Genomic DNA, 21,959 nt, shown 5'->3' on the forward strand with positions numbered 1-21,959 from the left:
GATGGGACGCCAGACTACCAGAAAGCCCCTCTCTACTCAATCACAATCCCGCTCCACAATCAGCCGCCAGCCGGCGGCATGGGCGCCTCCGGAGTATTGTTCAGAACACCACAAATCGCCAATGGCAATCCATGCCTCTCCAGCCGCCGAGACCTCGCAAACCAACGGCAGTGCTGCTCTCTCCCAGGGCGGCACGCCCTGCTCCTGCAACCAGGTTTTCAACGACCGGGAGGGTAAATTGGCCCCGAACCGGATTCGCTCCCCGCCCTGCCTCGTAGATACCCTTATTTCCGGGCAGGAAGATTCCGGTGTAGTGCTCAGCGAATCCGGAACCAGTTGAAGGGTCCACCACCCCCACTTCAATAACTGACCAGGCAACAAGGATCTGGGGGCTTCCGGAATCCGGACCTCAGCCACCAGGTACAGATGATCCCGATAACGGCGGATACAGAATCCGTTTCCAAGAATTTCCGGTGAGCGGTCCGGCCCGGCATGAATCAACTGGTCAAGTGCTGAGTCCCAGCCCGACAGCGCCGGAACCGGCAATCCCCGGCCATGAATCCACCAGCGCACCAGGTTCCGGCGTTCAATCTGCCCGAGCGCAGAGAAGGGGGCCAGCCGGATTCGACCTTTATCATCGCCGCAACTCTGCCATTGCAACTCCGCCAGCCGCTGACTCAGGATTTCACTCTCGGCACAGGCCCGGGCAGTGTGGGCAACGCGTTTCAACAAACCCGGCCAACGCTGTTTTAGGCCCGGCATTACCGAGTGCCGCAGATAATTGCGGTCGTGCACTTCACTCTGGTTGCTGGGGTCTTCTGTCCAGCTTACCCCCTGCTCACGCGCTACCTGCTCCAACCGACTGCGGGTTACGCCAAGCCAGGGCCGGTATAGGTGCCCTCGCCCGAGTGACCGGGAGGTTGGCATTCCGGCCAGACCGTTTACGCCGGTACCACGCAGCAGCCGGAACAGAACCGTTTCCGCCTGGTCGTCTGCATGGTGTGCCATCAGCAGAAGGTCGTCGTCTTGCAGAACCTCCTTGAAGACCTCATAGCGCGCCGCCCTGGCCGAATCTTCGAGGCTCCCTACTGCGGTATCCACGGACACTCGACGCACTTCAAGTTCAACGCCCAATCCCTTACAGAGCTCCACACAGGCGCGTTCAGTCTGGTCGTGATTGGGCTGTAGCTGATGATTGATGTGCAACGCCCTGACGCCCGGATAAACAGCCGCAACAACATGCAAAAGCAGGGATGAGTCCAGGCCGCCGCTCAGGGCGACCCAGAGTTCTTTACAGGCGGGAAGTTTCTGAACCGGCCCGATCAGGTCTTCGGGCCAGGTATCCCGGCGAGCGGTGTTACCGCCCGCCGTCATAGCGGGTAAGACGCTCGTACCGGCGGGAAACCAGTTCATCCAGCGGCAATCGGCTCAGCTCAGCCACGCCCTGGGCCAGCGACGTCTTCAGGGTTTCCGCCATTTTTTCCGGATTACGGTGAGCGCCGCCCAGCGGCTCATCGATCACGTGATCCGCCACACCCAGCTCTTTCAGACGATCGGCGGTAACGCCCATGGCCTCAGCCGCCTGAGCGGCGTACTCGGCGCTCTTCCAGAGGATGGAGGCGCAGCCTTCCGGAGAAATAACGGCGTAGGTGGAGTACTGCAACATGTTGAGCTGGTCGCAGACACCGATCGCCAGTGCGCCACCGGAACCACCCTCGCCGATCACGGTAGAGATAATCGGAGTTTTCAGTCTCGACATCACCGCGAGGTTGAATGCGATGGCTTCACTCTGTCCGCGCTCTTCGGCACCGATACCGGGATAAGCGCCCGGGGTATCGATAAAGGTCAGAATCGGCATTTTGAAACGTTCAGCCATTTCCATCAGGCGCAGAGCCTTGCGATAACCTTCCGGACGAGGCATCCCGAAGTTGCGCTTGACCTTGTCCCGCACTTCACGACCCTTCTGGTGGCCGATAATCATGACCGGCGTGTTATCGAGGCGAGCGGTGCCGCCAATGATCGACAGATCATCGGCGTAGCGTCGGTCACCATGCAGTTCGTCAAAATCCTCGAAGATCAGGTCAATATAATCCTGGGTATAGGGCCGGCGCGGGTGCCGGGCCAGACGGGCAATGTCCCAGGACTTAAGGTCGGAGAAGATCGACTCGGTCAGACTGATGCTCTTCTTTTTCAGGCGGCTGATTTCGTCGGTGATATTGATATCGGTGTCGTTACCCACCATGCGAAGCTCTTCAATCTTGGCTTCCAGGTCGGCGATCGGCTGTTCGAAATCCAGGTAGTTAGGGTTCATGATGTTCCATCATTTTATTGCCAGGCGGGCCGAAACCCGCCAAAACCAGAATTTGGGACAAAGATAGCAGCGCTGCCGGCAAGGCTAAAGCGGACATTGGTCTTAATCATAGACCAGTTCCACAGACTGGTCGCCCACCAAGTGCTTCAGCTCGAACAACAGTGTGTCGTCTGGCTGTACCCGCCAGCTTTCACCCAGTTCAATACGGGTGCTGGCCTCGGCACTGCGGTACTCAATCCAGACCGGACTGCCTTCACTGCGAAACGGCCTGAGGGTATCGTCCAGCTTCTCCAGAAGTCCATTCTGCAACTGCTCTGAACGCAACGCCAGTTTGATCCCCCGGCTGAATTGCTGACGGGCGGTCGCCACATCCATCACGCTGCTGACCCGCATTTTCATCTGGCCGGAGTAATCATCGTGGCTGACCTGTCCTTCCACCACAATTACCTGATCCGACTGCAGCAACTCCCGGTTCTCGAAGAAGGCCTCGGAAAACAGGGTAGCCTCAATCCGGGCGCTGCGATCATCCAGAGTAATGAAGCACATGGTAGAGCCGGTCTTGGTCTTCATGGTGCGCTGGGCCACCACCAGCCCGGCTACCCGCTGTGGCGATTTATTGGGCTTCAGATCGGCGATTGAGCAACGGACAAACCGACGCACTTCCCGTTCGTATTCATCAAAGGGGTGGCCGGTAAGGTACAGGCCCAGAGTGTCCTTTTCGCCTTTCAGACGCTCTTTCTCCGGCCACTCCCGAACGTGGGCAACGTCCGCATAGGCGTCTTCATCGTCGCCACCGCCCTCAAGCATTTCTCCGAACATGTCCACCATGCCGGCGGCATCGTTGCGGGACTGCTGGTCCGCTTGTTGGATGGCCTTGTCGATACTGGCCATCAGCTTGGCGCGATCGGCACCCAGTTTATCCATGGCGCCAGAGCGAATCAGGGCTTCCATGGCCCGCTTGTTGACCTTTTTCAGATCCACCCGGCGGCAGAAATCAAAGATATCCTGGAAGGGGCCTGCTTTGGCCGCTTCCACAATGCTCTCGATGGGACCTTCACCCAGGCCCTTGATTGCGCCCAGGCCGTACACAATCTGGCCCTGATCGTTAACGGTAAAGGTATAAGCGGACCGGCTGACGTCCGGCACCAGCAAGTCCAGCTTCATGTTGCGGCACTCTTCCACCAGCGTCACCACCTTGTCGGTGTTCTGCATATCGGCGGTGAGTACCGCGGCCATAAACTCGGCCGGATAGTGGGCTTTCAGCCACAGAGTCTGGTAAGACACCAGCGCGTAGGCGGCGGAGTGGGACTTGTTGAAGCCGTAACCGGCGAACTTCTCCACCAGGTCAAAAATGTTTTCCGCCAGCGTCTTGTCGATGCCGTTGTTTTCACAACCGTCCAGGAAGATGGCCTTCTGCTTGGCCATTTCTTCAGGCTTCTTCTTACCCATGGCCCGGCGCAGCATGTCGGCGCCACCAAGGGTATAGCCCGCCATCACCTGAGCGATCTGCATGACCTGCTCCTGGTACAGGATAACCCCGTAGGTGGGCTCCAGAACCGGCTTCAGGCCCTGATACTGGTAATCCGGGTGCGGATAAGACAACGGCTGCCGACCGTGCTTCCGGTCAATAAAGTCATCCACCATGCCGGACTGCAGCGGACCGGGACGGAACAGGGCGACCAGGGCGATCATGTCTTCCAGGGAGTCCGGTTGCAGGCGGCGGATAAGATCTTTCATACCCCGGGATTCCAACTGGAATACCGCCGTGGTCTCTGCCTTCTTGAGCATGTCAAAAGAGGGCTTGTCGTCCAGCGGAATCGCGCTGATGTCGAGCTCGCCTTCCCCACGCTGCTGCCGGCGCGGGTTGATCATGTTCAGTGCCCATTTGATGATGGTCAGGGTTCGCAGGCCCAGAAAGTCAAATTTCACCAGGCCGGCGTCTTCCACATCGCCCTTGTCAAATTGGGTCACCAGACTGCCGCCTTCGTCATCACAGTAAAGCGGCGAAAAATCGGTGATCTTGGTGGGTGCGATCACCACGCCCCCGGCGTGCTTGCCGGCGTTGCGGCACACGCCTTCCAGCTTCAGAGCCATCTCCCAGATTTCCTGGGCTTCTTCATCCTGCTCCAGGAATTCTTTGAGCTGGGGCTCCTGCTCGATCGCCTTGTTCAGGGTCATGCCCACTTCAAAGGGGATCAGTTTGGAGAGTTTGTCTGCCAGGCCATAGGATTTTCCCTGCACCCGGGCCACATCACGGACCACCGCCTTGGCGGCCATGGTACCGAAGGTAATAATCTGGGATACCGCTTCCCGGCCGTATTTCTGGGCGGTGTAGTCGATGACGCGGTCCCGGCCTTCCATGCAGAAGTCGACGTCGAAGTCAGGCATGGAGACCCGCTCCGGGTTAAGGAACCGCTCGAACAGCAGGTCGTATTCCAATGGATCCAGGTCCGTGATCAGCAGCGCATACGCCACCAGCGAGCCTGCACCGGAACCCCGGCCCGGCCCTACCGGAACGCCGTTGTTCTTGGCCCACTTGATGAAGTCCATTACGATCAGGAAGTAGCCGGGGAACCCCATCTGGATAATGATATCCAGCTCAAACTTCAGGCGCTTGTAATACTCTTCACGCTTTTGATCATACTCCGGATCGTCCTTGCTCAGGGTCTTCGCCAGCCGGGCTTCCAGTCCTTCTTCCGACACATGGCGAAAATATTCGTCCATGGTCATACCGTCCGGAATGGGGTAATTAGGCAGAAAGTATTCGCCCATCCGGACCTTCACCGAACAGCGCCTGGCGATTTCCACGGTGTTTTCCACGGCTTCCGGAATGTCCGAGAACAGCTCGATCATTTCCTCGGCGCTGCGAAGATATTGCTGGTCGCTGAACCGACGATCCCGCCTGGGATCGTCCAGAGTCCGGCTTTCGCCGATGCAGACCCGGGCTTCGTGGGCTTCGAAATCATCCGCCTCGAGGAAGTGCACATCATTGGTCGCCACCACCGGTAAACCGAGTTCAGCCGCCAACTCCACACTCATGTGCAGACAATCTTCGTCACCGGCCCGCCCGGTGCGCTGCAATTCCAGGTAATAACTGTCGGGATACAGTTTTCGCCAGTAGTCTGCACGCTCCCTGGCCAGTTCCGGCTTCCCGGCCAGCAAGGCCTTGCCGACGTCCCCCATCTTGGCGCCGGACAGCACAATCAGGCCCTTGGCACGGGATTCCAGCCAGCTTTTCTGGACAATCGGCTTGCCGTAGCGCTGGCCTTCGGTATAGCCCTGGGAAATGATCTCCGTCAGGTTCAGGTAACCATCGTTGTCTCGGGCCAGCAAGGTCAGCCGGAACGGGGTTTCGGGCTCATCCGGATTCTCCAGCCAGATATCGGCACCGATAATGGGCTTGACGCCCGCGCCCATGGCGGCCTTGTAGAAACGTACCAGTGAGCACATGTTGGACTGTTCGGTCAGGCCAACCGCCGGCATGCCCAGTTCCGCGACCCGGCCGATCAACGGTTTGACCCGAACCAGGCCATCCACCATGGAGTATTCGGAGTGAACGCGCAGGTGTACAAAGGTGTTTGCCATGGTCATTCGCCAATCAGTGCTCGGATGTCTTCTTCGGTCTGGGGCCCGAATCGGGCCTCAATCAGGGTGCCTTCAAGATCCACAACGAAAGTGGCAGGCAGCGCCATCGGCACCTGCCAACCGAACCCGGGCCCCGGATCAGAGGCCAGCATGGTAAATTCAATCCCCATACGTTCGCCAAGTTCAACCAGCGGCACACCCGTAACGCCATCAAAATTAACCCCAAGCACCGCAATATCCGGAGCCTTGTCCAACTCGTTCAGCTCGGGGATTTCCTCAAGGCAGGGTTTGCACCACTCCGCCCAGTAATTCACCAGTACCCATTGGCCGCGGTACTTGTCCCAGTTGGCCAGGGTGCCGTCGGCCCGTTCCAGCTCGATCTTTTCACAACCTGAGACCAACAACAGCATCAGCATGAGTACCGGCCATGCCAGCCAACGTTCGCCACTACAAAAGAGCCCGGACTGAGGGTACTGCAAGGGTTATCCTCCTGTTAGACTAACGCCCCTGAAAAGTCTGCAATCAATAGGTTAAACGGCCACGACCATGACAGAAGCTACCCGTATTTTCCATAACCCCAGGTGCTCAAAATCACGCCAGACCCTGGAACTGTTGCAGCAAAAGGGCATCGAACCGGAGATTATACGCTACCTTGAGACGCCACCGACAGAGCAGGAACTTCTACACATTCTGGATCTGCTTGGTTGCGAACCCAGGGAACTCATGCGAACCAAGGAAGCCGAATACCGGGAACAAGGGCTGGACAACCCGGATCTCAGCCGCGAAGTCCTGGTACGTGCCATGGTGAATACACCGAAACTGATAGAGCGCCCGATCGTGCTGGCTAACGGCAAGGCCGCCGTCGGCCGGCCTCCAGAAAGCGTACTGGACATTCTCTGACAACCAGGGTTACCGATGACCGAGACCACCCCCTATCTGTTGGTACTCTATTACAGCCGCAACGGACAGACCGCCGAGATGGCCACCCAGATAGGCCGCGGCGTTGCCAGAGTGCCAGGCATTGAAGCCAGAATCCGGACGGTTCCACCGGTTTCCCCGGACACCGCCGCCAGCCTGCCCCCGGTACCGGATGCCGGAGCACCCTATGCCACCAAAGCCGACCTGGCGGAGTGCGCAGGTCTCGCCCTGGGTAGCCCGACCCGCTTCGGGAACATGGCAGCACCACTCAAGCACTTTCTGGACGGCACCGGCGACCTCTGGCTCAACGGCAAACTGGCCGGCAAACCGGCAGGCGCCTTTACCTCCACCGGCAGCCTGCACGGGGGCCAGGAAACCACCTTGCTAACCATGATGATGCCGTTACTGCATCACGGCATGGTACTGTGTGGCCTGCCCTATTCCGAAAGCGCGCTCAACGAGACCGCCACCGGAGGCACACCGTATGGCCCCTCCCACTGGGCCGGCACGGGTGAACAGCAGGCTCTGAGTGACCATGAGAAAACCCTGTGCCAGGCCTTCGGTGAACGCCTCGCCAGACTGGCCCTGAAACTGGCCAACTAAACTGGACCAAACTTTCAAACAACCCTTAATGCGGACTGCTCCATGCTCCACAACGACAAAGCCAGAAATACCGCACGCCTGACCATCGCCCTTTACCTGGCCGTGCTCGCCACCCTGCTGGTCACTACGTTCTGGCCCGCGCCGGTCGAGGGCGTCTCCATACCGCTGATGCTGACCGTCAAACTCCTGCCGCTGCTGGCTTTTGCAGTGCCGGTCTTCCGCGGTCACAATCGGGGTTATATCTGGCTGGCCTTTGTGGTGATCTTCTACTTCACTCAGGCCGTGGTTTCGGCCTGGCTGTCGGAGGGCGCGGCCGGCCCGGTGACACTGACTATTCTGACATTCCTGTTGTTTACCGTTGCCATGGTGCACCTCAAGGTCAATCGACCGGTCGCAAACTGATGCTGATGGCTCCCGGAGGCACATAGATGGCGAATGACATCGTGACCATGCCGGCACCGCCGCATCGCCAGACCCTGACCTTGAGGGACATCTGCTCAGCGCTGGTGGAAAGCGGCGAGATCGCCCAGCGAGATGCTGAAAAAGTACTGACGGCCAATCTCGGTGCCGCCTCGGGTGCCGGCCATACGCCACAGCGGCACCCTCTTGAACTGGTGGCAATTGCCGCACTGACCAGCCAGCGGGACGGCCGAACTCTTGATCTGGAGCGGCTGACCCATTGGCTTGCGCGCTGGGGTGGTCAGGACTACTACCATATAGACCCGCTCAAGATCGACACGCCGGCCATCGCGCGGGTGATGTCCTACGCCTTCGCACAACGCCATGGCATTCTCGCGGTGGAGATCACACCGGATGAAGTCGTAATTGCCAGCACCGAACCTTTCAAGCGGGAATGGGAAAGCAACCTCCGCCAGGCGGTACGCAAGGACATTCGCCGGGTGGTCGCCAATCCAGAGGATATCCGCCGTTACACCGTCGAGTTCTATCAACTGGCAAGCTCGGTCAGCAAAGCCAGTGGCGGCCAGTCGTCAAGCGGTACCGGAAATCAGAATTTCGAACAGTTGCTGGACCTCGGCGCCAGCGAGAATCCGGACGCCAACGACCAGCATGTAGTCAAAATTGTTGACTGGCTGCTGCAATATGCCTTCGAGCAGCGAGCCTCCGACATTCATATAGAGCCCCGGCGCACGGTTACCCAGGTGCGGTTCCGGATCGACGGGGTACTGCACAACGTCTACGAATTCCCGGAACATGTTGGGGTGGCCGTAACCAGCCGCCTGAAAATCCTCGGGCGCCTGAACGTGGCCGAGAAACGACGACCCCAGGACGGCCGCATCAAGACCCGCAAACCCGATAACAGCGAAGTGGAGCTGCGCCTGGCCACTATGCCAACGGCGTTCGGTGAAAAAATGGTGATGCGGATTTTTGACCCGGAGGTACTGCTCAAATCCTTCGAGCAACTGGGCTTCAGCAAGGAAGACCGGGAACGCTGGCAAACCATGACCTCGCGGCCCCACGGTATCGTGCTGGTAACCGGGCCCACCGGTTCCGGTAAAACCACCACGCTGTATTCCACACTCAAACAACTGGCATCTCCGGAGCTCAACATCTGCACCATTGAGGATCCGATCGAGATGGTGGAGCCCGCATTCAACCAGATGCAGGTGCAAACCAATATCGACCTGACCTTTGCCCACGGTGTTCGTGCCCTGCTGCGGCAGGACCCGGACATCATCATGATCGGTGAGATCCGGGATCTGGAAACCGCTGAAATGGCAGTGCAGGCAGCGCTAACCGGGCATCTGGTTCTCTCAACGCTGCATACCAACGATGCCCCCAGCGCCATCACCCGCCTGATGGAGCTGGGCATTCCGCCCTATCTGATCCGGGCCACGGTACTCGGCGTGATGGCCCAGCGACTGGCGCGTACGCTCTGCCCGCACTGCAAGCAGCCCGGGGAGTCGGATGCTCACGCCTGGCAGACGCTGACCCGGCCGTGGAAGGCACTGCTGCCCCGGCAGTTCTACCAGCCGGTCGGCTGCCTGGAATGCCGGAACACCGGTTACATGGGCCGAGCAGGGGTATACGAGATTATGGCACTGTCAGACAAACTCACCCGCCAGATCACCGATCACTGCGAGCTGGAACAGCTTCGGTTGGATGCCTACAAAGAAGGCATGAAGTCATTGCGGCTCAATGGCGCCCAGAAAGTGGCCGCGGGACTGACCACGGTGGAGGAAATTCTGAGGGTAACGCCGGAAAGCCAACGCTGAACAAAACGGACAATCAGGCGCCCGGACGAAGCCCGCACTGCCCCAAGAGATCCTGCCAGTGCCGGGTATGCCGCATCATGGCCTGATCCAGTTCCTGCCAGAGGCTATTCCGGGTATCGGCCGCCAGATGACGCTGGTACCAGGGCGTAAAACTCTCTGGCATCACGGCTTGCTGCTGTCTGGTGAGTTCCTCAAAGCCCGCAATCAGCGCATCCCGTGCCCGGCTGACATCACTCATGTACGGCTGGATTTTTCCGATATAGATACTGAAGAAGAAGTTCTGAACAATTTCCGACTGGTTATTGGGCTGGCCATTGAGACACAGCGGCCGGCCCTCCAGTCGAGTGCCGAGCAGCTCGGTGCCGGCATTCAGGGTGCTGATCAGCAAGCGGGCGCTGTTAATAGTCTGGCCCGCCAGCACATCCGCCTGCCAGCGCTGATGGACCTGGCCGAGATTCTCCAGGGAGATCTCGAGCTTCTGAGCCAGTAAGGCTTCCACCTGGCGGTTCAGCTGCTGCAGATCCCGGACCAGATCCGACGCGGGATTGCCCGTTTCCGCCACCGGATAATACCCTTTGGACAGGGTAAACTGGCGCTCTACTTCCTCGGTGCCCCAGGTAGCATTCCAGACAGCCAGCGGCAGACTGTCCCGTTTGCTTTCAATGGCGGATTCCAGGGCGTCTGTCAGTTCCTCGTCGTCTACCTCGGGCAGACAGGCCTCCGCGGCACGGATAAAACGAGTCTCATAGCGTAACTGATTGATGGGCTGCATCACCTTGCCCATCACGGAATTGCGTTCGCCCACCACATACTGGAGCTCGCAGCCGTAAAGCGACAGAAAATCCAGCATGCCCAGGTCCAGCTCCGGCAAGGCCAGCACACGCTCCCGCCGCCTGGGGGGAATGGAGGCGGCGGGCAGCTCTGCCCTGGTAACGGGCGCGGTATCGAGCACCCGGGCCAAACGTTCCAGATACTCACCGGTGAGGGATTCAGCGTCTGAAAAGGGATTGCAGCCGACCAGGCTCAGTGCACACACCCCCGGCAACAGCCATGAATACCAGCGGCGCCCGGGCATGAATCACCTCCTATCGTTTGCGCAAAAGCGCATCAACCTCCGAAAAATCCCTGGCCACGACCCGGGCGGTATCCGGCAGTTCGCCTTCTCTTACCAGCCAAACAGTTTTCAGGCCGGCTTCCTCGGCAGCACGCAGTTCTTCCTCAACATCGGACAGAAACAATACAGTGCCCGCATCGACTCCCAGTTCCGCAAGAATGTTGCGATAGGACTGCGCCTCCTTTTTTCCCCCGACGGCCGTGTCAAAATAGCCTGAGAAGAAAACCGTGAAGTCGCCTTCATTGCTGTGGCCGAAGATCAACTTCTGGGCCTTGACGGATCCGGAGGAATATACGAACAGTCTCAGGCCCCGATCATGCCAGCGCTTGAGATAATCCGCGGCATCCGGATAGATATGGCCTTTCAGCTCACCACTATGATAGCCCTGCTCCCAGACCATGCCTTGCAGAGCCTTGAGTGAGCCCTCTTTGCGATCTTCGGCAATCCACCCTTGCAGCACATCAATCAGGCCATCGATATCTTTCGGGTCAGTACCACTGATCTCTGCCACCCGCGCCAGCTGTTCCGCCACCGCCGGCAGAGTGTGGTGGTTGGCCCGGATAAACCCTGGCAGGTGCTCGCTGGCGTAGGGAAACAGGACATCGTGTACAAAGGAGATCGAACTGGTGGTGCCCTCGATGTCCGTCAGGATCACTCGAATCATCAGGCCCCTCCCGCCAGGCTCTCATAACGTGGCAGCCGGGAAGCGATATCCTCACCGGTAAAGCTCGCAACCCAGCCTTCCGGGTTGCTGAATAACCGGATACAGGTGAACTCAGGCTCCGGCCCCATATCAAACCAGTGCCGGGTGCCGTCAGGCACACTGATCAGGTCATTCTTCTCGCACAGCAGCGCGTATACCTGGTCACCGAAGTGCAGGTAAAACAACCCCTGACCACGAACGAAGAAGCGCACTTCGTCCTCGCTGTGGGTGTGCTCATCCAGAAATTTCTGACGGAACGCGTCTTTCTGGGGGTGATCCGCGGTCAGGCTGACCACGTCGGCGGTCTGAAACCCCCAATCCTGCTTGAGCCGTGCCACTTCGTCGGCATAGGCCTCAAGAATCTCCTCCTGAGTGGCATCGGCCGGCAGATCGCGGGTTGCCCAACGATCGAAATGCACACCGTGGGCACTCAGTTTATTCCGGATGGTGTCCGGGTCTGTTACGACTGTCTGGGCCTGCTCGGGCTGGTTCTGATGAAAAATGCTCAGGGTGGTCATCGGCGTACCCTCATGGTTTCGAGTTCACATTCAAAGAGAAATTCAAACGCTTCAATATGGCGCAGGCAATCGGCCATCGTGCGGCCCCAGGTGTAAAGACCATGGCCGCGGATAAGGTATCCAGGCTGTTCCGGGTGACGCGCAAACCAGTCCCGGGTTTCCTCAGCCAGTGCCGGAATATCCTGGGTGTTGTCGAACACGGGAACAATCAGCTGACCCTCATGGGTTTGCACGCCATTGAAGGCTTTCTGTAGCTCATAGCCTTCAAGCTCCAGTGCCTGCCCCGCCGGGATCAGGCGGCTAAGCACGGTAGCCTTGACCGAGTGGGTATGCAGAACGGCGCCAACCTCGGGATAAAGCTGATAGATCACCGTGTGCAGAAGGGTTTCTGCCGACGAGCGGCAATCGCTTTGCACCGCCTGGCCATGAAGATCCACCACCATGACGTCGCCTGCGCCCAACTGGCCCTTGTGCCGGCCAGATACCGTTATCGCCACATGGTCGCCATCGATACGAGCCGAATAATTACTGCTGGTGGCGGGCGACCAGCCGCGGTCGTAGAGAAAGCGGCCGGCCTCGACGATGGATTGGGCGGCGGTGGCGTAGCGGGTTACATCAAACACAGGCATCCTCCGGGTTGGTACGAGCCCTGCCCGGGCGCGAATCTGGCGCCATTATAGAACCACCCCAGCCCGGGTAAAACCGATTCCGCTCAGGCTTTAAGGGGCAGACGGCGCTGGCGCTTGCCGGTCAGCGCAAACAAGGCGTTGCCCAGGGCCGGAATCACCGGCGGGACGCCAGGTTCCCCAACGCCGGTGGGCGGCTCTTCGCTGTCGACAATATCCACCACCATCTCCGGTACCTGATGCATATGCAGCAGACGATAATCGTGGAAGTTACTTTGCTGCACCTCGCCGCCCTCCAGGGTAATTTCCCCGTTCAGCGCCGCCGTCAGGCCAAAGACAATGCCGCCGGTCATCTGATCCTCGACAATTCGCGGGTTCACCACCTGACCACAGTCCACGCTGCACGTGACCTTATGAACGCGAATTCCACCCTGCTCAATACTGGCTTCCACCACCTGGGCAACATAGGTACCAAAGCTCTTGAACAAGGCCACTCCGCGCGCCCTGCCCTCTGGCACCGGCTGGTTCCAGCCCGCCAGCTCGGCAGCCCGCTCCAGAACCCGCCGATGACGGGGCTCACTCTCCAGCAGTTTCAGCCGGAAACTGACTGGATCTTCGTTGGCCTGGTTGGCGAGTTCATCCATAAAGGTCTCAACCGCGAAACCATTGTGGGAATAGCCCACGGAGCGCCACCAGGTAATTGGCACGCCCGGGTCAGTATGGGTATGCCGAACCCGGACATTGGGTACCGCGTAGGGATAGCCAATAGCACCCTCAATGGCCGAAATGTCTTTCGGGGTTGCGATACCTTCAACCATCAGGCCAACCCGGCCCAATGTGCCGTACAGTAATTTTGGTGCCCAGGGGTACTGGGCTGGTGCAGCGTTCCGGACGTACCAGTCAAGTATCTGCGGGCCAACAATCTGATGATCCCAGCCCGTCAACTGCCCATCCTCCAGACTGGCCGCCATACGATGCAACATGGCCGGGCGGAAAAAGCCATGGCGGGTGTCTTCTTCCCGGGACCAGATCAGTTTGACCGGCACTTTCACCCGGTAGGCGACCAGGGCTGCTTCCTCAATGTAGTCCTGGGTCAACCTGCGGCCGAAGCCACCGCCAAGAAAGGTCGTGTGGATAGTCACGTCATCCGGAGAGAGATCGGTGTGTCGCGCGGCGGCTATGCGGCCCAGATCCGGCGCCTGGGTCGGCGCCCAGACTTCCATGCCACCGTCCCGATACCAGGCGGTCGCATTCATTGGTTCCATGGTGGCGTGGGCCAGGTACGGCTGCTCATATTCAGCCTCCACCAGGGTACCCGCTTTCTCCAGAACAGCCTCGGGGTCACCGTCCACCCGTTCGTCCTCGCCGGGATCATCACCGGCGGCCTGACGATAGTGTTTGAACACGTCCGGATTGGATAACCCGACGGCCTCGGAAAAATCCCACTCAACTGCCAGCGCTTCCTGAGCCTTGCGGGCTCGCCAGTAGCGATCTGCCACTACGGCCACACCGCGCTCGGTGATGAAGGCATCAAGCACGCCCGGCATGGCCCGAACCTGATCGCGGTTGAAACTGACCGCCAGTCCGCCATAGCGGGGGCTCCGGGTCATAACGGCATAGACCATATCCGGCAGCTCTACGTCTATCCCGTACATCGCCTGGCCGGTGGACTTGGCCTCGGCATCCAGCCTTCCGGCCTGTCGGCCGATGTATTTCCACTGGGAGCGGGGTTTCAGTGGCACATCACCACGAATCACCTCTTTGTCCGCCAACTCCACCAGTTTGCCATAGGGCATGGAATCCAGGCCGTTGGGGTGGCGTACGTACCCGCCCTCCGTTTTGCATTGTCCCGGCTCGACCCGCCAAACCCGGGCGGCGGCCATCACCAGCATCAGTCGCGCCGAAGCTCCGGCCTCCCGCAGGGGCTGCCAACTGGAGGCGACACTGGTGCTGCCACCGGTAAGCTGGAGCCCGAACAACGGGTTACGGTACTCCGGAGCAACCGGGGCAAATTCCACGCGAATGGCCTCCGGCGCTACATCCAGCTCCTCCGCTATCAAAGTGGTAAGGCCGGTGTAGGTGCCCTGGCCCATCTCAACCCGATCCAGGGTGAAAATAATGTCGTTGTCCAGGGTGAGTTCCAGCCAGGCGTTCGGTTTCCATTCTCCGGTTTCAGGCTCATAGCCGGTTTGCACGGAGGCACAACCAGGCAGATTCAGCGCCAATAGCAGTCCACCGGAAGCCGAGGTGCTGACCTTCAGGAAATCCCGTCGATTCATCGCCATATTACGCATCCTCCCCGGCCGTCTGGTACTGACCCACACCACCGGCGACGGACTCAACCGCAGCCACAATGCGAGGATAGGTGCCGCAGCGACACAGGTTGCCGGTCATGGCGGTGACGATCTGTTCGCGATCCGGAGAGGGGTTGTTGGCCAGCAGGTGCGCGGCCGTCATGATCTGGCCAGACTGGCAATAACCACACTGGGGCACCCCCTGTTCCACCCAGGCTTTCTGTAACGGATGCAACTCGCCATCAGCGGACAGGCCTTCGATGGTGGTGATTTCGGCACCTTCAGCCATCTCCACCGGCGTAGAGCAGGAACGGGCGGGCTGACCGTTCAGGTGCACAGTGCAGGCGCCACAGAGGCCTGCACCGCAGCCAAACTTGGTCCCTTTCAGCCCAAGTTCATCCCGAAGCACCCATAACAACGGGGTATCGGGTTCGACATCCAGCGAATGCTGGCGACCGTTCACAGTCAGCGTGAAAGCCATTCCGTGCTCCTCATCATGTTATTGTTTTGGCAGGTTCGGGGCGTTTTACCGCCACGCCTTTACTTGACGACGTCTTCACCATCCTTGTTTACCCAGATCTTGCGCTCACCGGTTTCCAGCTTGCCGTTGGAATCCCAGACTTCACGGTTCTGGGTGGCACTTTCCACTTTGCCATTGTCGTTCCAGATTACCCGGTCTTTACAGCCGGCCAATGTCAGTACAGAAATCAAAGCCACTAAAATCAAACGCATCTTAATTCTCCCGATTCGGTGTTTCCGTCGTAGCGAATAATCCAGACGATTCCTTATCTGGAACCATGGATCTCCCGATTATGCTGTTTTTCCCGATCGTTTTTCCTGACCATTACGTAAACCGCGCCGGTGCCACCGTGGTGTTTCTTTGCCGAATGGAAAGCCGGAACGTTGTCCAGCTCTGGCAACCACTTCGCCAGGTAGCTCTTGAGCTGGGCGATGCCATCGGGATTGCGTTCGCCCTTGCCGTGCAGGATGATCACCGAGCGTAAACCGTAATGTACGCAGTCGTTGATAAAACCGAACACTTCCCGGCGGGCTTCTTCCACCGTCATGCGATGCAGATCCAGCCGGGCCTCGATCGGGTACTGACCAAGACGCAGCTTGCGGAAAACCCCGTGCTGAACGCCTGGGCGTTGCCAGCTGAGAATGTCGTGTGCCGTTAGCGGCTCTACCATATCGGATGTCAGCGGGTTCAGGTCTCGCACCGGTTTTTCAACCGCCGCCCTCTGGCGTTCAAGGTGCCCGGGCGTCAGCTCCTTGGGCACCGATACCTCGGCCCGATTGGGTTTGCGTATCCGCTGCACATCCTTCATTTCTTCGAGGAAGGCAAGGCGTTCATCTTTACTGGTCATGACACTAACTGATTCCGGTTTGACGAGTATCAGAACTCTATCACCGCACCGGTCTACCATAAAGAAAAGCTCTGCGACGAAAATCGTAGAGCCCCTCCGGGTTCCGCTGAACTACACTGCAAGCGGAGAATAATAATGACGGAGCTCCCCGTACCTGGCTCCCAAGCTTACGGATCACGATATGGCCGCAGCAAATCAGGACACTACCCGCCCTCAGAACACCCGAGCGATTATGTCATTCCTGAGGGAACATGCCCCGTTCTCCAGCATGGACGACACCCATCTGGCCCATTTTGCTGAGCATGCGACCCTGAGGTTTTACGCCGATGGCGACGAAGTGCTCTCGCCCGACGATGGAGTGGTCAAGCGGTTTTATGTGGTCAAGCAGGGACGTATCCGGGGTGAGCGCCACAATGAAAAAGAAGACCGGGCAGAAACCACCTTTGAAATCAGCCAGGGTGAGTGCTTTCCGCTTGCGGCACTGATTGGCGAGCGCCCGACCCGAACGCTACACAGGGCTTCCGGCGATACCTTCTGCCTCAGTATTGAACAGAACGCCTTCATCACCCTGTTTTCCGAAAGCGAATCCTTTCGCGATTTCTGCCTGCGGGGCGTGAGCAGCCTGCTGGATCAGGTCAATCAGCGCATCCAGTCCAAGGCCATGGCTTCCATTGGCTCCAGCAACAGCCTGGACACCCCCCTGGAGCGCTATGCGCTGCGCAACCCGATTGTCTGCTCACCGGATCTGCCGGTTCGCAAGGCCGTAGCCCGGATGCACGAGAATAATGTGGGCAGCATCATTATCACCGATGACAATCGTCATCCAACCGGCATTTTCACGCTGCGCGACCTGCGCACCATGATCGCTGAGGAAAAGGGCCCCCTCGACACGCCCATTCGTCAGGTGATGACAGGCAATCCCTGTCGCCTGCCCGCCACAGCGGACGCCTTTGAGGCGGCAATGCTGATGGCGGAACACCATTTTGCCCATCTGTGTGTGGTCGACGAAGAGGACCGCCTGATTGGCGTGGTATCCGAGCGGGATCTGTTTTCTCTTCAGCGGGTAGACCTGGTCAACCTGGCTCGAACCATCGGCACTGCCACCCACTTGCGCACCCTGGTCAGCCTTCGCTCCGATGTCTCAAGGCTGGTCGACGCCATGCTGGCCCACGGCGCGGATTCGGGCCAAGTGGTGAAGATCATTACCACCCTGAACGATGTCACCGTGCGCAGGGTACTCGAACTTAACCTCAAGAAAAACGACCCTGGCATTCCGTTTACCTGGCTTACCTTTGGCAGTGAAGGCCGCCAGGAGCAAACCCTGCTGACCGACCAGGACAACGGTATTCTGTTCGAAACACCAGAGGGCATGACCGAAGACCAGGTGCGTGAGAAACTGCTGCCCTTTGCCCGCAAGGTCAACGACGAACTGGCGGAGTGCGGGTTCACCCTGTGCAAAGGCAACATTATGGCCAGCAACCCCAAACTCTGCCTGAGTGACCGGGAATGGGACGACTGGTTTATCCGCTTTATTGATGCCTCAACCCCCCAGAACCTGGTCTACTCGTCGATATTCCTGGATATGAGAGCGGTCTTCGGCCCCACTGAGCCACTCCATCGTCTGCTGGAGAAGGTGCTCCAACGCATCCGCAAGAACGCCCTGTTCCAGAAAATGCTCGCTGGCAACGCGCTGCAGCGAAAACCGCCCCTGACCATGTTCCGGAACTTCCGCTATCTGAACGACGAGAAGAAACACTCGCTGGATCTGAAACGTCAGGGCCTGGCGCCATTTGTGGAATCCGTAAGGGTGTTCGCACTGGCCCATGGGGTGGAAGCCGCCAATACCCTGGAGCGCATTGACGCCCTGGCCAGAAAAGACATCTTTGACGCCAAGGACGCCAACGCCTGGAAGGAAGCCTACAGCCTGATTCAGGCCATCCGTATGCGTGCTCATCAGGAAATGCTCGACCGGGGCGAGGAGCTGACCAATTACATCGATCCGGACGACCTGAATCCTCTGGACCGGCGCATACTTCGCGAGTCTTTCCGCCAGGCCCAGCGGCTCCAGCAGAAACTCGAAGTCACGTACCAACTATAGGCCCGCACACAGATCATGCTGGAATACATCAAACAGTGGCTCGCCCAACGGCGTGGCGGCACGGTCGGCGATCACGATGCCGCCAACCTGCCCAGCCCGAAAACCGTTGCCGACCAGCCCCTGTCCCGGAGCCGGCTGATTGTCCTTGACCTTGAGACCACCGGCCTGAACGCATCCAAAGATGAAGTGATCGCCATCGGAGCGGTTGCCATCGAAGGTGGCGTCATCCACCTGAAAGACCAGTTTGACCTGATTCTGCGTCGCCCTGAACTGGACATCCGGGAAACCGTGCTGATCCATGGCATCGGCCCCGAAGCCCTGACTCAGGGCTACGAAACCCAGGATGCACTGCTCTACCTTCTGGAATGGATGAACGGTGATCCGATTCTTGCCTACCACTCCGCCTTCGACCAGAAGTTCCTCGAAAAAACGCTGAAAAGCCAGTTGGGCTACACGCTGCCCCACGTTTGGATGGATGTTGCCGAGCTGATGCCGGCGTTCTTCCCGAAAGCAACGATCAAAGGGCGCGGCCTGGACGACTGGGCGGATGTATTTGGCCTGGAAATCAGTGAACGCCATCACGCCGCAGCCGACGCGCTGGTTACCGCAGAACTGGCACTGATAGCCCTCAATAAAGCCCGGAAAAACGACGTCAAAACTCTCAAAGAACTCAGTGAAAAGCTGCATTATCAACGCCGTTTACAGCATATGCACCGCTATTAGCGGAACAGGATCTACTGGCGATGTCCTTGACCAAATACAAGGCAAGTTACTGAGAGTTAGACCATTTGCCAATATCCATAAATCCATTGACCGGTAAAGTCGGAGGAGACAACAAGTCGGAGAAGTACTACATGAATAATAAATTCTCTATCCGCAACACCTCACCAAAAAAACACCCAATCTCCACAACAACAATACAGGAGTGATTGTATGTCAGGTCATAGCTACGACGCTGAAAACTACTGGAAGGCGAATCTACGCCTGATATTCGGGAGCCTGATTATCTGGGCCCTGGCATCTTACGGCTTCGCTATTCTGTTACGCCCGATGCTGGCGGGAATCCCCGTAGGCGGCACCGATCTGGGCTTCTGGTTTGCCCAGCAAGGCTCCATCCTTACCTTCATTGTTCTGATCTTTCACTATGCATGGCGCATGAACAAGATCGACGAAAAATTCGGCGTGCATGAGGAGTAAGGACAAATGAGCCAATTTGCAATCAACATTATGTTCGTAGGGGGCTCGTTCCTCCTCTACATCGCCATTGCTGTCTGGGCCAAGGCCGGCAGTACCAGCGATTTCTACGTTGCGGGCGGTGGTGTGCATCCTATCACCAACGGCGCCGCAATCGGTGCTGACTGGATGTCTGCCGCTTCGTTTATCTCCATGGCTGGTCTGATCGCGGCCGGTGGCTATGCCAACTCCACGTTCCTTATGGGCTGGACCGGTGGCTACGTCCTGTTGGCCATGCTGCTGGCTCCTTACCTGAGGAAGTTCGGTAAGTTTACGGTTCCGGAGTTCATCGGGGATCGATACTACAGCGCAAACGCGCGACTGGTAGCCGTTATCTGTCTGATCGTTGCCTCGGTAACCTACGTTATCGGCCAGATGGCTGGCGCTGGTGTGGCCTTCTCCCGCTTCCTGGAAGTGGATGCCACCACCGGTCTGATCATCGCGGCAGTTGTTGTATTCGTCTATGCGGTACTCGGTGGCATGAAAGGCATTACCTACACCCAGGTAGCCCAGTACTGTGTACTGATTGTCGCTTACACGATTCCCGCAGTATTCATTTCCATTCAACTGACAGGCAATCCGATTCCGGGCCTGGGCATGTTCTCTACCCATACCGACTCTGGCTTGCCGCTGCTTGAGAAGCTGAACCAGGTCATCACTGATCTCGGTTTCAACGAGTATACCGCTGATGTGGACAACAAACTGAACATGGTTCTGTTCACACTGTCCCTGATGATCGGTACTGCCGGTCTGCCACACGTTATCATTCGTTTCTTCACCGTGCCCAAGGTGGCTGACGCGCGCTGGTCTGGCGGCTGGGCCCTGGTCTTCATTGCCCTGCTGTACCTGACGGCTCCTGCTGTCGCTTCCATGGCTCGCCTGAACCTGATGACCACTATCTACCCGGACGGAACCCAGGCCGCCCCCATCGAATATGATGAGCGCCCGAACTGGGTCAAGGAATGGGAAGTAACGGGTCTGATTCAGTTTACCGACAAAAACGAAGACGGCCGTATCCAGCTTTACAACGACGTACCTGCGTTTGAAGCTGAAGCCCAGGCCCGCGGCTGGAACGGCAACGAACTGGTGGTTAACCGTGACATCCTGGTACTGGCCAACCCCGAAATCGCCAACCTGCCAGGCTGGGTCATTGGCCTGATCGCAGCCGGTGGTCTTGCAGCCGCGCTGTCGACAGCCGCCGGCCTGCTGCTGGCGATTTCCTCGGCGGTGAGTCACGACCTTATCAAGGGACGATTCAACCCCAGTATCAGTGATAAGGGCGAACTGATGGCTGCCCGGATATCCATGGCCGTTGCCATTGTTGTCGCCACCTATCTCGGTGCAAACCCGCCAGGGTTCGCGGCTCAGGTGGTTGCCCTTGCCTTCGGTATTGCGGCTGCCTCGCTGTTCCCGGCACTGATGATGGGTATCTTCTCCAAACGCGTAAACAACGTGGGCGCGACTCTGGGCATGCTGTCCGGCCTGATCTTCACTCTGGTGTACATCTTCGTGTACAAAGGCTGGTTCTTCATCCCGGGCACCAACAATCTGGCAGACACTCCCGAGAACTGGGTGCTGGGTATTTCCCCGCTGTCTATCGGTGCCATTGGTGCGATCGTCAACTTTGCGGTAGCCTTCGCAGTATCCAAGGTGACTGCAGAGCCGCCCGTTGAAATTCAGGAACTGGTTGAAAGCGTCCGCTACCCGCGTGGTGCCGGTACTGCCCAGGATCACTGAAGCGAAAGACAATCTGATTCATCGCACCTGATGACAGGTTGAAACCGAACGGGCTTCCTCAGTGAGGGAGCCCGTTCTTTTTTGAGGAAACCGTTGTATGTTCTGGACATTTGTAGCCACCGTTTTTTGCGGTCTTGGTGCCGCTGGCATCGCCATGGGTATTCGCGCGGCCACCGCCAAAAAAGCCCCGAAGTGGCTGATTCCGGTCTTTGCCGGTGCGGGCATGCTGGGTTATCTGATCTATGGAGAATACACCTGGTATGACCACAAACGAGCCATGCTGCCGGAAGAAGCTGTGGTTGTGGCCACCGAACAGGAGAGAATTTTCTTTCGCCCCTGGACCTTTGTGTTTCCCTACGTGACCTCATTCTCTGCGGTCGACAAGGAAAGTATCAGCCGTGATACCGGTGATCAGAACATTGTTCGCTTCACCCTTTACCGTTTCGAGCAGACGGTCACCGATGCGGTTTCGCACCGGATTCATCTCATTAACTGTGGCAGCCGGGAGCTGGTACCACTGGGTTCCGACGGGGCGCCGAGAGTAGATAACATGAAGTTGCTGGAGAGCGACGATCCACTCTATACCATCATTTGCAGAAGCTGAGACCACAGGAGCGG

21 protein-coding genes are annotated in these 21,959 nt (G+C 58.3%); 9 read left to right on the forward strand and 12 right to left on the reverse strand.

What is annotated here, in order from left to right:
• Nucleotides 1–36: 36 nt before the first annotated feature.
• From tilS to QPL98_RS15090, 4 genes are all read right to left on the reverse strand, one after another.
• Nucleotides 37–1,374, reverse strand: a complete 1,338-nt coding sequence (tilS, locus tag QPL98_RS15075) for a tRNA lysidine(34) synthetase TilS (RefSeq protein ID WP_303293536.1) — start codon at nucleotides 1,372–1,374, stop codon at nucleotides 37–39.
• Nucleotides 1,358–2,311: an acetyl-CoA carboxylase carboxyl transferase subunit alpha gene (accA, locus tag QPL98_RS15080; RefSeq protein WP_011784433.1), complete on the reverse strand. Its 954-nt coding sequence runs from the start codon at nucleotides 2,309–2,311 to the stop codon at nucleotides 1,358–1,360. The genes tilS and accA overlap by 17 nt, the downstream gene beginning before the upstream one ends.
• A 102-nt stretch (nucleotides 2,312–2,413) precedes the next feature.
• Complete coding sequence (gene dnaE, locus QPL98_RS15085; RefSeq protein ID WP_303293537.1) at nucleotides 2,414–5,896, reverse strand: DNA polymerase III subunit alpha; 3,483 nt, start codon at nucleotides 5,894–5,896, stop codon at nucleotides 2,414–2,416.
• Between the two features lie 2 nt (nucleotides 5,897–5,898).
• Nucleotides 5,899–6,375, reverse strand: coding sequence for a TlpA disulfide reductase family protein (locus QPL98_RS15090; RefSeq protein ID WP_303293538.1), 477 nt, complete (start codon nucleotides 6,373–6,375; stop codon nucleotides 5,899–5,901).
• A gap of 67 nt (nucleotides 6,376–6,442) precedes the next feature.
• On the opposite strand from QPL98_RS15090, the gene arsC reads away from it, so the two are divergent.
• Genes arsC through QPL98_RS15110 form a run of 4 tightly spaced genes read left to right on the forward strand, consistent with a single transcriptional unit; the run spans nucleotide 6,443 to nucleotide 9,651 of the window.
• Nucleotides 6,443–6,796: an arsenate reductase (glutaredoxin) gene (gene arsC, locus QPL98_RS15095; RefSeq protein WP_303293539.1), complete on the forward strand. Its 354-nt coding sequence runs from the start codon at nucleotides 6,443–6,445 to the stop codon at nucleotides 6,794–6,796.
• A gap of 15 nt (nucleotides 6,797–6,811) precedes the next feature.
• The gene (gene wrbA / locus QPL98_RS15100; protein ID WP_303293540.1) at nucleotides 6,812–7,417 is read left to right on the forward strand and encodes an NAD(P)H:quinone oxidoreductase; all 606 of its coding nucleotides are present in this window, start codon (nucleotides 6,812–6,814) and stop codon (nucleotides 7,415–7,417) included.
• 42 nt (nucleotides 7,418–7,459) lie between these two features.
• Entirely contained in the window at nucleotides 7,460–7,819 is a 360-nt protein-coding gene (locus QPL98_RS15105) for a DUF2069 domain-containing protein (protein ID WP_014421925.1), read from the forward strand.
• A gap of 47 nt (nucleotides 7,820–7,866) precedes the next feature.
• Nucleotides 7,867–9,651 (forward strand): GspE/PulE family protein, encoded by a 1,785-nt coding sequence (locus QPL98_RS15110; protein ID WP_227501061.1) that lies wholly within the window; start codon nucleotides 7,867–7,869, stop codon nucleotides 9,649–9,651.
• Between the two features lie 13 nt (nucleotides 9,652–9,664).
• On the opposite strand, the gene QPL98_RS15115 is transcribed toward QPL98_RS15110, so the two are convergent.
• The 8 genes from QPL98_RS15115 to smrA form a co-directional block, all read right to left on the reverse strand.
• A complete protein-coding gene (locus tag QPL98_RS15115) occupies nucleotides 9,665–10,726 on the reverse strand; it encodes a DUF3080 domain-containing protein (RefSeq protein WP_303293541.1) in 1,062 nt (353 codons plus the stop codon).
• A 10-nt stretch (nucleotides 10,727–10,736) separates the two neighbouring features.
• Entirely contained in the window at nucleotides 10,737–11,429 is a 693-nt protein-coding gene (gene mtnC / locus QPL98_RS15120; RefSeq protein WP_303293542.1) for an acireductone synthase, read from the reverse strand.
• The gene (locus QPL98_RS15125) at nucleotides 11,429–11,986 is read right to left on the reverse strand and encodes an acireductone dioxygenase (protein ID WP_011784424.1); all 558 of its coding nucleotides are present in this window, start codon (nucleotides 11,984–11,986) and stop codon (nucleotides 11,429–11,431) included. Before QPL98_RS15125 ends, mtnC begins: the two co-directional genes overlap by 1 nt.
• Nucleotides 11,983–12,609 (reverse strand): methylthioribulose 1-phosphate dehydratase, encoded by a 627-nt coding sequence (locus QPL98_RS15130; RefSeq protein WP_303293543.1) that lies wholly within the window; start codon nucleotides 12,607–12,609, stop codon nucleotides 11,983–11,985. Before QPL98_RS15130 ends, QPL98_RS15125 begins: the two co-directional genes overlap by 4 nt.
• 89 nt (nucleotides 12,610–12,698) lie before the next feature.
• On the reverse strand, nucleotides 12,699–14,897 hold the full coding sequence (locus QPL98_RS15135) for a xanthine dehydrogenase family protein molybdopterin-binding subunit (RefSeq protein WP_303293544.1): 2,199 nt from the start codon (nucleotides 14,895–14,897) through the stop codon (nucleotides 12,699–12,701).
• Between the two features lies 1 nt (nucleotide 14,898).
• Nucleotides 14,899–15,387 (reverse strand): (2Fe-2S)-binding protein, encoded by a 489-nt coding sequence (locus QPL98_RS15140; protein ID WP_022991680.1) that lies wholly within the window; start codon nucleotides 15,385–15,387, stop codon nucleotides 14,899–14,901.
• A 59-nt stretch (nucleotides 15,388–15,446) separates the two neighbouring features.
• Complete coding sequence (locus QPL98_RS15145) at nucleotides 15,447–15,638, reverse strand: hypothetical protein (RefSeq protein ID WP_022991679.1); 192 nt, start codon at nucleotides 15,636–15,638, stop codon at nucleotides 15,447–15,449.
• A 53-nt stretch (nucleotides 15,639–15,691) separates the two neighbouring features.
• Entirely contained in the window at nucleotides 15,692–16,273 is a 582-nt protein-coding gene (gene smrA, locus QPL98_RS15150; protein ID WP_303293545.1) for a DNA endonuclease SmrA, read from the reverse strand.
• 181 nt (nucleotides 16,274–16,454) lie between these two features.
• On the opposite strand from smrA, the gene QPL98_RS15155 reads away from it, so the two are divergent.
• The 5 genes from QPL98_RS15155 to QPL98_RS15175 all read left to right on the forward strand — a co-directional run bounded on the left by QPL98_RS15155 (nucleotide 16,455) and on the right by QPL98_RS15175 (nucleotide 21,945).
• A complete protein-coding gene (locus tag QPL98_RS15155; protein ID WP_014421935.1) occupies nucleotides 16,455–18,371 on the forward strand; it encodes a putative nucleotidyltransferase substrate binding domain-containing protein in 1,917 nt (638 codons plus the stop codon).
• Nucleotides 18,372–18,386: 15 nt separating this feature from the next.
• A complete protein-coding gene (locus QPL98_RS15160; RefSeq protein WP_022991678.1) occupies nucleotides 18,387–19,094 on the forward strand; it encodes a PolC-type DNA polymerase III in 708 nt (235 codons plus the stop codon).
• Between the two features lie 210 nt (nucleotides 19,095–19,304).
• Nucleotides 19,305–19,568: a DUF4212 domain-containing protein gene (locus tag QPL98_RS15165; RefSeq protein WP_022991677.1), complete on the forward strand. Its 264-nt coding sequence runs from the start codon at nucleotides 19,305–19,307 to the stop codon at nucleotides 19,566–19,568.
• A gap of 6 nt (nucleotides 19,569–19,574) precedes the next feature.
• Nucleotides 19,575–21,341, forward strand: a complete 1,767-nt coding sequence (locus QPL98_RS15170; RefSeq protein WP_022991676.1) for a sodium:solute symporter family protein — start codon at nucleotides 19,575–19,577, stop codon at nucleotides 21,339–21,341.
• Between the two features lie 97 nt (nucleotides 21,342–21,438).
• Nucleotides 21,439–21,945 (forward strand): hypothetical protein, encoded by a 507-nt coding sequence (locus QPL98_RS15175; RefSeq protein WP_014421937.1) that lies wholly within the window; start codon nucleotides 21,439–21,441, stop codon nucleotides 21,943–21,945.
• The last annotated feature ends 14 nt before the right edge of the window (nucleotides 21,946–21,959 follow it).

Source organism: Marinobacter sp. ST-43, assembly GCF_030541085.1.
Taxonomy (GTDB): domain Bacteria; phylum Pseudomonadota; class Gammaproteobacteria; order Pseudomonadales; family Oleiphilaceae; genus Marinobacter; species Marinobacter nauticus.